Below are 14,120 nucleotides of genomic sequence, written 5' to 3' on the forward strand. Positions count from 1 at the left end.
AATGTTTGAGCAAAGGCGCCTCTATATTTTGAGTTAGCCGAGGCGCCTGATGGAACGATTCGCATTGTTTGAGGAAAGTGCTCCTTATATTTTGAGATAACTGAGACACCCGATGGAACGACTCGCATTGTTTGAGGAAAGCGCTCCCTATAGCGCAATCGAAGCATCCATTCACATGGCGCGCTATCTCTCGGCCAGAGATGCGTGCAAGGGTCAGGATGTGCTCGACATCGCCTGCGGGGAAGGGTACGGATCGTGGCTCATGCGCCACTGGGGCGCTACCTCCGTGCTGGGTATCGATGTTTCCGAAGATGCGGTGCGGCGTGCGCAGGTGCGTTTCAAGGATCCCGCAGTCACTTATCGCGCGGCGCCCGCGGAAAACCTTCAGGAAATCGTGGGCGACAAGAGGTTCGGATTGATCGTCTCACTGGAAACCATCGAGCATCTGAACGATCCGAGGGCGTTCCTGCAAAATCTCAAGGCGGTTGCGGCGCCCGGCGCGACGATCATCGTCTCGGCGCCCAACGATCACTGGTACTTCAAGGACGGCGGCACGAATCCGTATCACCTGCACCGGTTCACGCGCGCGGAATTCCAGCAACTCGCCGAAGACGTGCTCGGACCGGCCACTTCGTGGCATTTGGGGACGCTTGCCGTCGGTTTCGGCATGTTCGATGAAGCCGGCCAAGCGAAGCGCGCACGCAGCAACGACACCCAGGATCGCATGCTCGAGTATGTCGATCTAGCGCCCGGCATTTTCGTACCGATGCAGGACGATGTCGCTCCCGTGCCAGAAGAGACGTCCTACTACGTCGGCGTGTGGGGGCCGGCGAAGATCGGACCCGCGCTGTTCGCGGGCTATCCGGTATCGATGGATATCGGCAGGCAGGAGCTCTTTCCGGGCGACGCACTGTGGGGCACGCGGATCAGCGCGGAGCGCACGCGCGCAGCCGTCGCCGCCAACTTTCAGAAGAGCCTGGAAGAAGTCCAGAAAAGCCTGGAAGTAGCCGAGAACAATCGTGCGCAACTTCAGACGCTGCTTGAAACCGCCGAGCAGTCGAGAAGCGCGATCGAGGCGCAACTGCACTTCTGCGAACACGAGAACGAAGCGCTACTGGTCGGGGTGCGCGCGGCGAAGGCCGAGAACCAGCTCGTCTGGGAGGCGATCGCACGCCACGAAGACCAGAACCGCATCCTGCAGGAGGCGCTGCGCAACCAGCAGGATGCGCTGAACGACGCCAATCAGCGACTGGCCGCGGTCCCCTGGCGCATCGTCCGGATCTGGTTCGCGATTCGCCGACGCGTGCCGAAGCCCATCCTTCGTTTCATCGGCGCGTTGCTTGCGAGGAGGCGTTGATACGATGAACACCACTTCAGCGCTGGAACTAGAACTCGAAACGCGTGCGTATCTCGGCCATCGTCTGCATGAGTTTCTGGCGGCCGATTCTGGAAAGCCCGACGGCGCCAATATCGGCGACAACGGGCTGCATCTCACCATCGCCATGTGCATCGACGGGGACAGCGCGCCGGCGCTTGCGCTCTGTCACTCGATCGCACAGCATCTGCCCCACTTCGCGGGCAAGGTGCTGATCATGGTCAACGGCGCAGACGCAGCCAGGTTCGATTCCCTGAAGCAGTTTCGGAACGAGTCCGGCCTCAAGTTGCGGCTGGAGTTCACGGGTGCGAAAGCGAACGCGTCCGCATGCCGGAACCGGATGGCGAGCTTCGCGGAAACGAGCTGGATCATGTTCGCCGAGACCGGCCTGAGGTTCACGCGCGACATGCTGAGAGATGCGCAGCGCGATATCGCGAGCCTCGGATGTCACTTTCTCGCGATGTCGGCCGCCAGCCAGAGCGCCATTAATGGAACCACGGGCATCGGCTATCTGGTGCCCCGGATCGCGCCCGGACGGCTCGAAATCTCGCGTGAGATGCTGCTTTCGACGAGACCGCACACACATGGCGGCGGGTACCTCATCACCTTGCTTGCGGGTCCGGCGGTATTCCTGAAGGTTGCGTCCCTGCAGGCGCTGGGCGGATACGACGAAGCGCTCGCGGAAGGGCTGGACGAAACCGACTTTTCCCTGCGAATCTTCGAGGACGGCCGGAAAATAGGCATGAGCGATGCGCCGGGACTGACGCTCGCTCCTGCGCAAACGCGCCCTGCCGTACCCGATGCCGAAGTTCTACGAGCTTCCACGGATCATTTCAATCGCAAGCACCATCTGCGCGCGCCCTGGGTCGAGCCGGCTCCGCCGGCGCCGCAAGCCGCCGTCGTCGCTGTCGCGCCGCCCATGGCGGGAACGATCGCAACGACGCGGCCGCGCATCGCGCTCATGGTCGACACGGGAACCTGGGCGCTCGCCAACATCGCGCGTCAGATCATGCGATACACCTCGGACGAGTTCGACTTCGACATGATCACGCTCAAGGACATCGGCAATCCCGTGCTGGTACTCGAGATGACACGAGGGCACGATCTGGTGCACATGTTCTGGCGCGAGCCGCTGCATCATCTCGACAAGGACTGGGGACGTCCGTACGTCGAACGTTTGTGTGGAGGCTGGAAGCCCTTTGTCGAGCGGCTCATCGCTCCGCGCCCGGTCACGTTCACGGTGTTCGATCACCTGTTCCTCACTCAGGAGGAGACGCTTGCGCGTGGGCCCATGTACCACCTGGCAAACGGATACACGGTCAGCTCGGATATCCTCAAGCGCATCTACGAGAACATTCCTCACTACCCGAAGCCGCAAGGCGAAACGCCGGATGGCGTCGATCTGACGCGTTTCAGCCCGTCGAATCTCGGACGCTTTGCAAGCGGCAACACGCGGGAACTGCGGATCGGCTGGTCCGGCAACAGTGCCTGGGGAGCCGCCGGGACAGGCGGCGAGCGGCTGGATCCGAAAGGATTCCATACCATTCTCAAGCCCGCGCTGGAGATGCTGCGCGCCAAGGGCCTTAAGGTCAGCGAGCATTTCGCCGACCGGCAGGTGCGGCACATTCCGCACAGTCAGATGCCGGCCTACTACAATTCGCTGGACGTCCTGATCTGCTGTTCAGAAGCCGAGGGCACGCCGAATCCGGTTCTCGAAGCGATGGCCTGCGGCGTTCCGGTCATATCGACGAACGTAGGAATCGTGTCGGAGGCGCTCGGACCTCGTCAACGAGAGTTCATCCTGAAAGAGCGGTCGTCCGAATGCCTCGCCGAAGCGATCGAGAAGCTCATCGTCGACCGGCATCGCTTGCAGGAACTGTCCGCCGAAAATCTGGAGAGCATCAAAAGCTGGGACTGGAGCGTTCGAACGCAGGCTTATCGCAAGTTTTTCCGCGAAACCCTTCAACGCGTCAAAGCGCATCGTTGAGGCGTCTGCCGGACCGGCGCGATATGCGCTCTGTCCGGCTGGCTGTCGCCTTCGAACGCTGTTACCCCCGAAGGCGCCGCTTCACCGCGCGCGCCACTCTCGCGCCCGCCGTCAACGCGGACAACGCCCACGGCGCGACGCGCTTCAACTTCTCGTGGAACCGCACCGCGACGAACACCGCACGGCTTCGTTCGAAGTAGTCGAGTCGCGCGCGCGCCGCATCGAGCTCTTCTCGCAATGCCGCCGCATCCGCGCCGGCCGCTACGCCGCCCTCGATCACATAGAGCGGCAGACGTGAATGTCCCAGCGTGAGCGACTTGTTGCGCAAAAGATCGTGATACAGCGTGCGATGCCGGGCCAGCCGCTCTGGCGAATGGAACATCGATTCGCTGCGCCGGCGATAAAAGAAGTGGATGCCATTCGTTACGATGAAGCGCTTGCCCGCCATCACGGCGCGCATATAGAAGTCCCAGTCTTCGTACGCCTCGAGCTCGTCGCGGTATCTCAATTCACGCAGCACCCGCGTCCGGCTGATGCACGTCGCGGTCGAGAAGCGATTCTCGATCGTGCCGGCAGCGCGAGCCTCGCCGTAGAAGACTGCGTAATCCGCGAAGGCGACTTGCTGACCGATCTGCCCTTCCTCCGCATCGTGAAAGAAACCGGTCTGCGGCACGACGAAATCATACTCAGGCTGGTTCTCCAGCGCCCGCACCGCCAGCTCGATGAAGCCAGGGCCGATGAGATCGTCCGCATCGAGCGTCAGCACGTATTCGCCGCGGACATGCGCCAGCGCTGCGTTTCGCGTCGCCGCAAGACCGAGGTTCATGGGATTGCGCACGATGTGCAGGCGTTCATGCACGCCCTCGAGACGCTCGATCGTGAGCTGGCTGAAGCTATCCGTGGAACAGTCGTCGACGACGATGATCTCGACATTCGAATACGTCGACGCGAGGACCGAGTCGACCGTCCGGAGCAGATAGTCGCCCAGGTTGAAATGAGGGACGAGCACGGAAACAAGCGGCTGCGTCGCTTTATCCGCTTGCGAGCCCGGGTCGCTGCTGTCGCCAAGGGTCCACGGCGCCGGCGTCGAAGGAATCTGCACCACAGTCCGTGCACCGCCCTTCACCGCGCGCGCGAGTGCCGCAGCAAGGCTTGCTGCGCTGCCGTCGAACTTGAGGCAATTGACGTTGTCGATCCACGGCGAGTTCTCGCCGAACGCGGGATTCGATCCATTAAGGACACACACCGCGCCAGAGAGCGAAGCCTCGTAAGCCGACAGGCAGAACGATTCGAACGACGACGCCGTGACGCAGACCGAGCGCGAAACGATAGCGTGCCGCTCGGTCGCGCTCAGATCGTTCAGGAAACTGAAGCGATCCTTCAGGTCGTCCGGAATCATGCGCTTGATGCGCGCGAGGAATTGCGGGTCTGTCGCGTGCGCGGCAAGAACGATCGAGCCTCGGTAGTCCGGCGTCGCGCCGAGAAAGCCGCAACATCCGCGCACGAAGAGTTCCGGCCGTTTGAGATGCTGGATCTTCGACGAAAAAACAATGTTCACATCGAGCGAAGGTTCGATGGATCGCGTGGCGACCGTGCCCGTATCGAGCAACACGGGCGATGCATGGAAGCACAGGCGCGGTGACCATTGTTCGTCGGAGAACGCGAAGAAGGTCTGAATTGCCTTGGCGACTTCCGGCAGTTGCGCCACGATCAGATCGCAATCGGCCAGCGCCTTGCGTTCGAGATCGAACACGACCAGGGCTTGCTTGTCCGCCGGCCGGTTGTCGACGTCCGCCAGAAGACTATCCGCCGTATGCAGGCGAACCGCGAGCACCGTGTCCTGAAACGCCGATCCGAGCAGCTTCTCCTGGATGCTCGCAAAGCCGAGACCGCCCCAGTCGTGAAACTCGACGTAATCGAGATGCCCGACTTCATCGACGAGCCGGCGCAGGCCCTGCATCGCCCTCACGGAAAGCCAGTGCCATTCGGAATCCGTGAATGCCCACTCGGGTGGATAGCTCGTTCCGTCACGATCGGACAAGCTGTAGATCTGCCGCGATGCGACGACCAGCCGTACCTTCGGATAGAGCATCGCGAACGAGCTTGTGTCGATATCATCGCCGACCCAGACGACGGCCGTGCCAGCCAGTTCTTCTTCGGTCGACACCGACAGCATGTTTGCGATGGAACGCCCGATGCCGCCATGCGTGAAGGGATACAGTTCCTTGGTAACGAATACTCTCATGGGCGTCGGCTTCAGATTTCGAGAAATTCCAGATATCGCTGACGCGACAACTCGAGCAAGGCGTTTTTGTAATCGGACATGATCCCGTCGAGCGTGTGCGTCTCGACGCTCAGCAGTCTTTCGATGCACCGGCTGATGTCTTCGACACTCATCGGATTGTCGACCGACGTCAGACGCACGTATTCGTGATCCTCGAGTCCGTCAAGGAACAGCGGACCGCGCACACACGGCGTGCCGACCGACATGGCTTCGAGATCGACCATCGGATGGCAGTCGATCGTCGTGACGTTCAGCACGAGGTCCATCGACGCCATCATCTCGAGCATGCCGGTGTGATCGCGATAAGCCACCTTTGTCAGCTTCGGCGCCAGCCATTTCGGCAAGTCGAAGTCCTTCGCGACGACATGGATCCTGCCGATTCGGTCGACGCACTGCGCCGCCAGCACATTGGTCGCGAGGTTCTTGCGCAAGTCGTTCCACGAAGGCGCGAGCGCGTGACAGTCCTCGCGTCGCGGCGAGCGGCGTGCAACCGTGCGGTTCGAAAACAGCGGCGGCATGTTGACGAGTTGCGGTGCGAAGTTTCGCTCTCCGACGATGGGCCCGAGACCCCGCCGTATCGCGCTGAAACGCCGGACCTTGCCTTCCCGCGCCATCTGGACGGCGCGGTGGGCGAAGCGGCGCTCGTCCTCCCAGACCCATTGGGTCGTCGTGCCGTGCCACACGAGGTATTGCGCATCGAAGCCGACTCGCGCAAGCGCGAGCGACAGCGCGTACATCGGGTCCGAGATGCCGTGCAGCACGAGCTTGCGAATGTCATGCTGCCGAAACAGCGCCACGATGCGTTCGATATCGGCAACCGGAATGCCTTGAGCCGACGGAATCGAGAGCTTCCAGCCGGGCAAAGCGCCGACGGCCGAGCGCATGCCCACCCAATCCTGATGGAACACGTGGCAGACCTGAGCGAAGCGCGAATCCGGATTGGCATAGATTGTGTCGCGCGCGGCTTGCCACTCGAAGGACCGCTCGGGAGGAAACGCGCGCGTGAAACTCTTCTGAGCGAGATCATCGCCCGCTTGCGGGACCACGTGAATGGCCTGCGACTGGGCATGCACCTGCGCGAGCGTCTGCTGAATATGCGCGCGCAATTGCTGAACGCTCCTGAGCGTATCGCGCTCGGCGCTTATCTCATCGATGGCGCGTTGCCGCTCGCCGAGCGCTCGCCCCTGCTGCTCGATGAGGCGCGCCTGCATGTCATGCGCTTCGGCGACATCGTGCAGACGTGCCTCGGCTTCGGCGGCATCGCGATGTTCCAGTTCGCCCTGGAGTCCCTTCAACGCCACCTGCAAGCGCGGAATGCTTGCAAGCAGGCGCTCTTGGTCGCCGAGCGGACGCGCCGCGCCGTCGCCTTCGATGAGCGTCACCGCGCGCTGCGCGCCGCGCACGGTCCGCACGAGATAGATGTCATGATCCGGAATGCGTCCGCGGATGACATCGACGTCGTACTCCCTCGCGAGATCGCCGGCGTAATCGTGCAGCCAACATCCGCCGTGCCAGTTGTTCTCCTTGAGTTCGAACGGCACGAGCTGATTCTCGATCAGCAGAAGGTATCCGTCCGGGCGAAGCAGCGAAGCCATCTCGGACAAGACCCGCGCGGCCGCTTCGCGCGGATTGTGGATCAGCACGGACACCGTGAACACGATATCGAAGCGGCGGTCCGCAAACGCCTCTCGCGGACTCGGCGCCACGCGCACACGGCTGGCGACCGGCTCCAGACTCGCGGGCGGAGCATCGAGCAGTTCCTTCACCATCGTGACGGAGAAATCGTAGCCGTAGTAGACGACGAACGGGCAGTCGGCGAGCACGCGCGCCATGCGTCCGAATCCGCAGCCGACGTCCAGCACTTCGACCGGCCTGCCGAGACGCTCGCTGCATTGCTTCAGATGCGCAACAAGCCAGGCTTCCTGCTCGCGATAGTTCGTGTTGCCTTGTTCGCTACGCCACTCTTGCTGACGCCGATAGGCTTCACCGTCCTGGCTCTGCCAGTAGTCCTCGTTCTTGCGTGACATACCGATAATCCTGATGCGGAGCGCACCTGCTTGCCGAAGGTTGCGCGCTCTCTGTGTTCCCGGGCAAAGCGGCTTTTGAGTTACCTGTGTTACGCTCCGCGGCGAGTCGCCCGCATCGTGCGAGCGGCATTGACCAGCCGTTTCAAAGGCGCGTAAAGCCAGTCCGGAAGGCGATCCAGTTGCGCGCGCGCCGCAAGCGCTGCCTGCACGAACGCACTGTTGTCATAGCTCGCGAGCCGTGCCCGCAAATGATCCACGGACTCGCCATGTCCGATGCCGCTCACGGCGCCTTCCAGCACGAACAACGGGAGTCGATTGTCGCCGATCTTCAGCTCCTTCCCGTGTAAAACATCGTGATAAAACAAACGCATGCGCTGCAATGCCGACTCACTGTGGATCATGGAGTCTTGTCGCCGGCGATAGTGAAAATGCACAGCGTTGGTCACGATGAACCGATGGCGCGCCATCACGGCGCGCACGTACAGTTCCCAATCCTCGTACGCGTGCAATGATTCGTTGTATTGCAGCGAGCGCAGAAGCGCTGTGCGCGCCATCAGCGTCGCGGTCGAAAAACGGTTGATGAAGAGTCCCGACGCGCGCGCTTCGCCGACGAAGGTCATATAGCGCGGCTGCGCGTCGCCTCCCGGGCGATCGTCGAAATAGGCCGTCTGGGGCACCACGAAGGAGAAGTCCGGATTACGCTGCAATGCCCTCGCCGCGATGCCTATGAAACGACGCTCGATGAGATCGTCCGCATCCAGCGTCAAAGCGTATTCTCCCCGCGCATGCGACACCGCGACGTTGCGCGCACTCGCCAGTCCGACGTTGTGCTCTAGTTTCACGACGCGTACGCGAGAATCACCGCTCGACTGCCATTGCGCAATGACGTCGATGCTCGCCGGGTCGGTCGAAGCATCGTCCACGATCACGACTTCCAGCCGATCATGGTCCGAGTCCAACGCACTCCTGACAGTATCATTCAGATACGCGCCGAGGTTGTAATGCGGAATGAGCACGCTGACCAAAGGCGCGGCGACCGGGCCGCGCTGCGTGTTCGCGCGAGCGGCCGTAGACGTCGACTCCCAGGAGGGCGGCGAGGACGGGCCGGCAGAAACGGGCTGAAGGGCCTGCTCCATCGAGAAAGCGCGTGTCAACGCGCGGCTCAGCCCGCTCGCGCCGCCATCGAACTTCACACAATTCACCGCATCGATCCATGCGGACTCCCGCGAAAACGCCGGATTGGATTCATTTACGATGCAGAGCGCACCCGACATGGAGGCTTCGAACGCAGCGAGGCAAAACGATTCGAACGAGCCTGGAAATACGCATACCGAACCGGCAATGAGCCTCGCGCGCTGCTCGGGCGTTGCATCCTGAATAAAACTGAACCGATCGGCGAGATCGGGCGGCACGAGGCGCTTGACCACGTCGAGATAGTCGACGTCCTGAGCGATCGCGGCCAGCACGATCCTCCCCGCATAGGCGGGGTTGGCCTTCAGAAACTCGCAGCATCCGCGAACGAAAACGTCGGGGCGCTTGATGCGCTGAATCTTCGACGAGAAGACGATCGGGGTTGCCGACTGCGCAACGACCGACGCCAGGGCCGGCGCACCGTGCTCGAGCCTCACCGGCGGCGGATCGATGCGCAGGCGCGGCAGCCACTCGGAATCGGGGAAATCGAAGAAGCGCTGCATCCAGCGCGCGGTGGCGGGGACTTGGCCGATCAGCAGATCGCAGTCCGCAAGCGCCTTGCGTTCGAGGTCATAGAGGATCAGCGAGGCCTGATCGACAGGCTTGGACTCCGTCGCGCTCAGTACGCTGTCGGAGGTATGCAGCCTGACAGCCAGGGTCGTATCCTGGAACGCGAGGCCGAGCCGCTTCTCCTGCAACGATGCGAACGCCACGGCGCCCCAGTCGGAAAACTCGACATAGTCCAGCGGGCCGTGCTCGTTGGCCAGCCGCTTGAGCGCCTGCATCGCGCGAACCGATTCGGCATGCAGCGGATGCGTGGAAAACTGGTCCGCGGGCGGATAGTGGAATCCGTCCGTATCCGACTCGACATACGACGACGGCGACGCATCGATCAGCACGGTCCCGGGATACCGCTCGCGAAAACCGGTCTCGCCGAGCGGCTGCCCAAGGTACACCACTGCGAATTCGTGACCGCCCCGCACGCCGGCATGCGTGTCGAGCAGATTCGCGATGGCGCGGCCGATCCCGCCAGCGGTAAACGGATAAAGCTCGCGGGTGACGAACACCTTCAGGCCGGCCATGCGCGCTCCGATCTATTTCTGTCGTGATTGAGGGCCGGTCAGCCGCTCAGACCCGCCGCACATCCTTCACCGTGCCATGCTCCAGCTCGACGATCACGTTGCACAGATCCTGGATGATCTGCGCATTGTGAGACGCCAGCACGAGGATGTCGGCCTTCCCGACGAACTCCTGCATATGCTTTTCGGCCTTCTGAATGAACGAGGCATCGCCCACGCTCAGCCACTCGTCCATGAGCAGGATATCGGCATGCACGCTCGTGACGATCGCAAACGCGAGCCGCAGCACCATGCCGCTCGAATAGGTGCGAACCGGCATATTCAGATAGTCGCCGAGCTCGGAAAAGTCGGCGATGGCAGGCGTGAGCCGCGTCATCTCCGCCTTCGACGCGCCGAGAATGAGTCCGCGCAGGACGATGTTCTCGTATCCGGTGGCTTCGTAGTCGAGGCCGAGCGTCAGGTCGAGCAGGCTCGTCACGCGTCCTTCGCAGAAAAACGAGCCGGCACTCGGTTCATAAATGCCTGCGAGCAGGCGCAGAAGCGTCGTCTTGCCCGCGCCGTTATGACCGACGAGACCCAGGCGATCCCCTGCCCTGACGTCTAGGCTCACGTCGCGCAGCGCCTCGACGACCGTTAGCTTTCGGCTATCGGCCGCGATGCGGCCACCGGTGGCCTTCGAGAGCATCATCTGTTTGAGCGACCGATTGCCCGCGCCGTAGACTGGCAAATTCAGACTGCAGTTTTCGAGTTTGAGAAACGCCATGACCTAGATCCAGAACGCGATGCGAGAACGGAAGCGGATGAACAGCGGAATCGCGATCACGTAAAGAATCAGCGTCGTGACGCCGGCGCCGATATAAACGTGCGGATTGAGCCCCTCGCCGTACAGTGGCGCGCGCACGAGCTGGACGAACATGTAGAGCGGGTTCCAGTCGGCCACATAAGCCCGGTGACCGAGCGCGCTCGGCTTCCAGAAGATCGGCGTCAGGAAGAAGGTCAGCTGCACGACGCTGCCGATGATCGGCTGCATATCGCGAAAACGCGCGCAGAAGATGCCAAAAATGATGTTGAGCGGCACGGCGGCGATCACGATGATGAGCAAGCCGGGAATCGCCATCAGCCATTCGACGCGTGGAGCGAGCTTGAGGAAGAGCATCACCGGCAAGTACGCCAGAATGTTGTGGCCGAAGAACAGTATGTTCCGGTACACCGTGCGGAAAACGTGCAAGGTCATCGGCAGGCGCACCGACCTCACGATGCTGTCCGAACCGATGAAGACGATACAGCCGTCGAGAATGAGCGTCGAAATGAGGCCCCAGGTGATGATGCCGAGGGCGAGGTAAGGGACGAATTCTTCCGTGCTGATATTGAGGAGCGCGCCGTAGAGCGGGCCCATACCGGCGATCGTCACGATCATCGTCAGCGTGATCCAGAACGGACCGAGCACGGAGCGCCGGTAGCGCTGGCGGATATCCTGCCAGGCTAGCGTCGACCAGACCGGGTAAGAGCGAATGCCATCGAGCACATCGCGGGCAGCGAGGACAGCTCTCGTCTCGCCGCCTCGTACCGAAATTCTTGGTTGCATCGTGTAATTTGAACCTTTTGATTCCAGATAGTGATCAGCGGTGGGCCTAGGCGGCCGCTGCGCCGGGCGGCGGTTCTGCTCGCGAGCGGAACCGTACCGAACCGTTTGGAACGCGGCCTGCGCCGCTTGACCGGGCCGCCCCAGGGCAGGGCTATTCCGAATATCGAGGCAGTATTGTAATGGTCGCGCCCCGAAGTTCCAACGTGCGCCCGGAGACGCAAGCCGCCCGAAAGGCCGCTCGCGCTGACGGAACAATCAGACCGCCCGTCCATCGGCAGGTTCATCCCGTTACTTTTGGATGCATCTGTTGCAGGCACCGCCCCCGGCGGACCGGGCGCGCCGGTCCGATATAATCCGGAATCGGTTTTCCACCGCACCGGCCTCTCAACCACGGCCTCCCGACATCCTGAATGACGCTACAGCCCCCCCGCGACGTACCGCCGTCCCCGGAAAATACCGACGAAACCGCGCAGGAGCGTGATTCCCGCTTCGCCTCGGATGCCGGGCGCATCGCGGTGCTCGAAGCGACGGTTGCCGACCTCCAGCGCCAGCTGGCCTCGTCAGGGCGCGCGGATTCGGCCAGCGACGATCAGCAGCAAACCATCGCGTTACTCGAAGCCGAACTGACCGCGCTGCGCACCTCGATGTCCTGGCGCGTCACAGCGCCGCTGCGCGCCGCGTCGGTGCGGGCGCAACAGGCGAACAGGTCGTTCGAATCGGCTGCGCGCGCCATTCGGATGCGTGGCGGTCTGCGCTCGGCGCTCGCGCATTACTACGCGATCTGGCGCAAGGAAGGCTTCGACGGCATCGTGCGGCGCGGACGCCGCATCCTGGCGAGCGAGCAGTTCGAGGATAGCCCCGAAGCCTACGCGCGCTGGATCGCGCAGCACGACACGATCGACGACGCGAAACGCGAAATCCTCCGCGCACAGGCGCACGCGCTGCCAAGGCAGCCGCTGATTTCCGTCCTCGTTCCGACCTACAACAGCGACATTGCGCTTCTGCGCGCGATGATCGAATCGGTGCAGGCGCAGGTGTATCCGCACTGGGAGCTGTGCATCGCCGACGACGCATCGCCGCATCCCGAGGTGGTCGCGACGCTGCGGGAATGCGCCGCGCGCGATGCGCGCATCAAGATCGCGTTGCGCGTGCAGAACGGCCACATTTCGGAGGCGAGCAACAGCGCGCTCGCGCTTGCGACGGGCGAGTTCGTCGCCCTGCTCGATCACGACGACATCCTGCCCGAACACGCGCTCCATCAGGTCGCCGTGTCCATCAACGCGAGTCCCCACGCACGCCTCTTTTATAGCGACGAGGACAAACTCACGCCCGAGGGCCAGCGCAGCGCTCCGTACTTCAAGAGCGACTGGAACCCGGAACTGTTCCTCGTACAGAATCTGTTCTCCCATCTCGGCGTCTACGAAACCGCGCTCGTGCGGCAGGCCGGCGGCTTTCGCAAGGGCTTCGAAGGCAGTCAGGATCACGATCTGGCGCTGCGCTGCATCGAGATCGCCGGGCACGATGCCGTCCATCACATTCCGCACGTGCTCTATCACTGGCGCATCGTGCCGGGCAGCACGGCAGGCGCCGGCACGGAAAAGCCCTATGCGCTCACGGCCGGCATCCGTGCAATCGAGGAGCATCTGGCGCGCGCCGGCGTGCGCGCGACGGTCGGCCAGCTCGCGAGCGATATCGGCATCCTGCGCGTGCGCTATGCGCCGCCTTCGCCCGCGGCGCTCGTTTCCATCGTCATTCCGACGCGCGACGGCGTCGACTTGCTGCGGCAGTGCATCGAGAGCGTTTTCGCCAAGAGCACGTATCCGAGCTTCGAGATCATCGTGGTCGACAACGGCAGCGTGAAACCCGAGACGCTTGCCTATTTCGATACCCTGCGCGCGCGGCCGAACGTGCGCGTGGTTCGCGACGACCGCCCGTTCAACTTTTCCGCGCTCAACAACGCAGCCGTCGCGCTCGCCCAGGGCGAATTCGTCTGCCTGCTGAACAACGACATCGAAGTGATCACGCCCGACTGGCTCGAAGAACTCGTGTCGATTGCCGCGCAGCCGGGCAACGGCGCGGTCGGCGCGTGTCTCTGGTATCCCAACGATACCTTGCAGCACGGCGGCGTCGTGCTGGGCCTGGGCGGCATCGCGGGGCATATGCACTACAAGATGCGGCGCGGCACCTTCGGATATTTCGGGCGCGCGGTCGCCATGCAGAATCTCTCCGTCGTGACGGCAGCCTGCCTCGTGATCCGCAAGTCGATTTACGAGGAAGTCGGCGGCCTCGACGAGCAATTCGCCGTCGCCTTCAACGATGTCGATTTCTGCATCCGCGTGCGCGAAGCGGGGTATCGCAATGTGTGGACGCCGCACGCGGAGCTCTATCATCACGAATCGGCGACGCGTGGCTCGGACATGGCGCCGGAGAAATTCCAGCGCTTCCAGCGCGAAGTGCGCCTGATGGAAAGCCGTTGGGGCGACACCCTGATGCGCGATCCCGCCTACAACCCGAATCTGTCGCTCGACACCTCGAAGCACCCGTTTGCGCTCGCCGACGCGCCGCGCATCGGACAATTCGACTGAGCGAGCC

General features: G+C 62.7%; 9 protein-coding genes. 4 read left to right on the forward strand and 5 right to left on the reverse strand.

Annotation, left to right across the window (positions count from 1 at the left end; genetic code table 11):
• Window positions 1-112: 112 nt before the first annotated feature.
• Complete coding sequence (locus BTHE68_RS10050; RefSeq protein WP_162066202.1) at window positions 113-1,357, forward strand: methyltransferase domain-containing protein; 1,245 nt, start codon at window positions 113-115, stop codon at window positions 1,355-1,357.
• A gap of 4 nt (window positions 1,358-1,361) precedes the next feature.
• Window positions 1,362-3,362 (forward strand): glycosyltransferase, encoded by a 2,001-nt coding sequence (locus BTHE68_RS10055; protein WP_162066203.1) that lies wholly within the window; start codon window positions 1,362-1,364, stop codon window positions 3,360-3,362.
• 61 nt (window positions 3,363-3,423) lie between these two features.
• On the opposite strand, the gene BTHE68_RS10060 is transcribed toward BTHE68_RS10055, so the two are convergent.
• The 3 genes from BTHE68_RS10060 to BTHE68_RS10070 form a co-directional block, all read right to left on the reverse strand.
• Window positions 3,424-5,607, reverse strand: coding sequence for a glycosyltransferase (locus tag BTHE68_RS10060; protein WP_162066204.1), 2,184 nt, complete (start codon window positions 5,605-5,607; stop codon window positions 3,424-3,426).
• An 11-nt stretch (window positions 5,608-5,618) separates the two neighbouring features.
• Window positions 5,619-7,673, reverse strand: a complete 2,055-nt coding sequence (locus BTHE68_RS10065) for a methyltransferase domain-containing protein (protein WP_162066205.1) — start codon at window positions 7,671-7,673, stop codon at window positions 5,619-5,621.
• An 89-nt stretch (window positions 7,674-7,762) separates the two neighbouring features.
• Window positions 7,763-9,649 (reverse strand): glycosyltransferase, encoded by a 1,887-nt coding sequence (locus BTHE68_RS10070; protein WP_232077873.1) that lies wholly within the window; start codon window positions 9,647-9,649, stop codon window positions 7,763-7,765.
• An 18-nt stretch (window positions 9,650-9,667) separates the two neighbouring features.
• Here BTHE68_RS10070 and BTHE68_RS36820 point away from each other — a divergent pair, with 18 nt between their 5' ends.
• Window positions 9,668-9,973: a hypothetical protein gene (locus tag BTHE68_RS36820; RefSeq protein WP_232077874.1), complete on the forward strand. Its 306-nt coding sequence runs from the start codon at window positions 9,668-9,670 to the stop codon at window positions 9,971-9,973.
• Between the two features lie 19 nt (window positions 9,974-9,992).
• Here the strand turns inward: BTHE68_RS36820 and BTHE68_RS10075 are convergent, their stop codons facing one another.
• Both BTHE68_RS10075 and BTHE68_RS10080 read right to left on the reverse strand, forming a co-directional pair.
• Window positions 9,993-10,706 carry an ABC transporter ATP-binding protein gene (locus BTHE68_RS10075; protein WP_162066207.1) on the reverse strand — a complete coding sequence of 238 codons (714 nt, stop codon included), beginning with the start codon at window positions 10,704-10,706 and terminating at the stop codon, window positions 9,993-9,995.
• 3 nt (window positions 10,707-10,709) lie between these two features.
• A complete protein-coding gene (locus BTHE68_RS10080; RefSeq protein ID WP_232077875.1) occupies window positions 10,710-11,783 on the reverse strand; it encodes an ABC transporter permease in 1,074 nt (357 codons plus the stop codon).
• 155 nt (window positions 11,784-11,938) lie between these two features.
• On the opposite strand from BTHE68_RS10080, the gene BTHE68_RS10085 reads away from it, so the two are divergent.
• Window positions 11,939-14,113, forward strand: coding sequence for a glycosyltransferase (locus BTHE68_RS10085; RefSeq protein ID WP_502710557.1), 2,175 nt, complete (start codon window positions 11,939-11,941; stop codon window positions 14,111-14,113).
• Window positions 14,114-14,120 lie beyond the last annotated feature (7 nt).

This window comes from Burkholderia sp. THE68, from assembly GCF_009938265.1.
Taxonomy (GTDB): domain Bacteria; phylum Pseudomonadota; class Gammaproteobacteria; order Burkholderiales; family Burkholderiaceae; genus Caballeronia.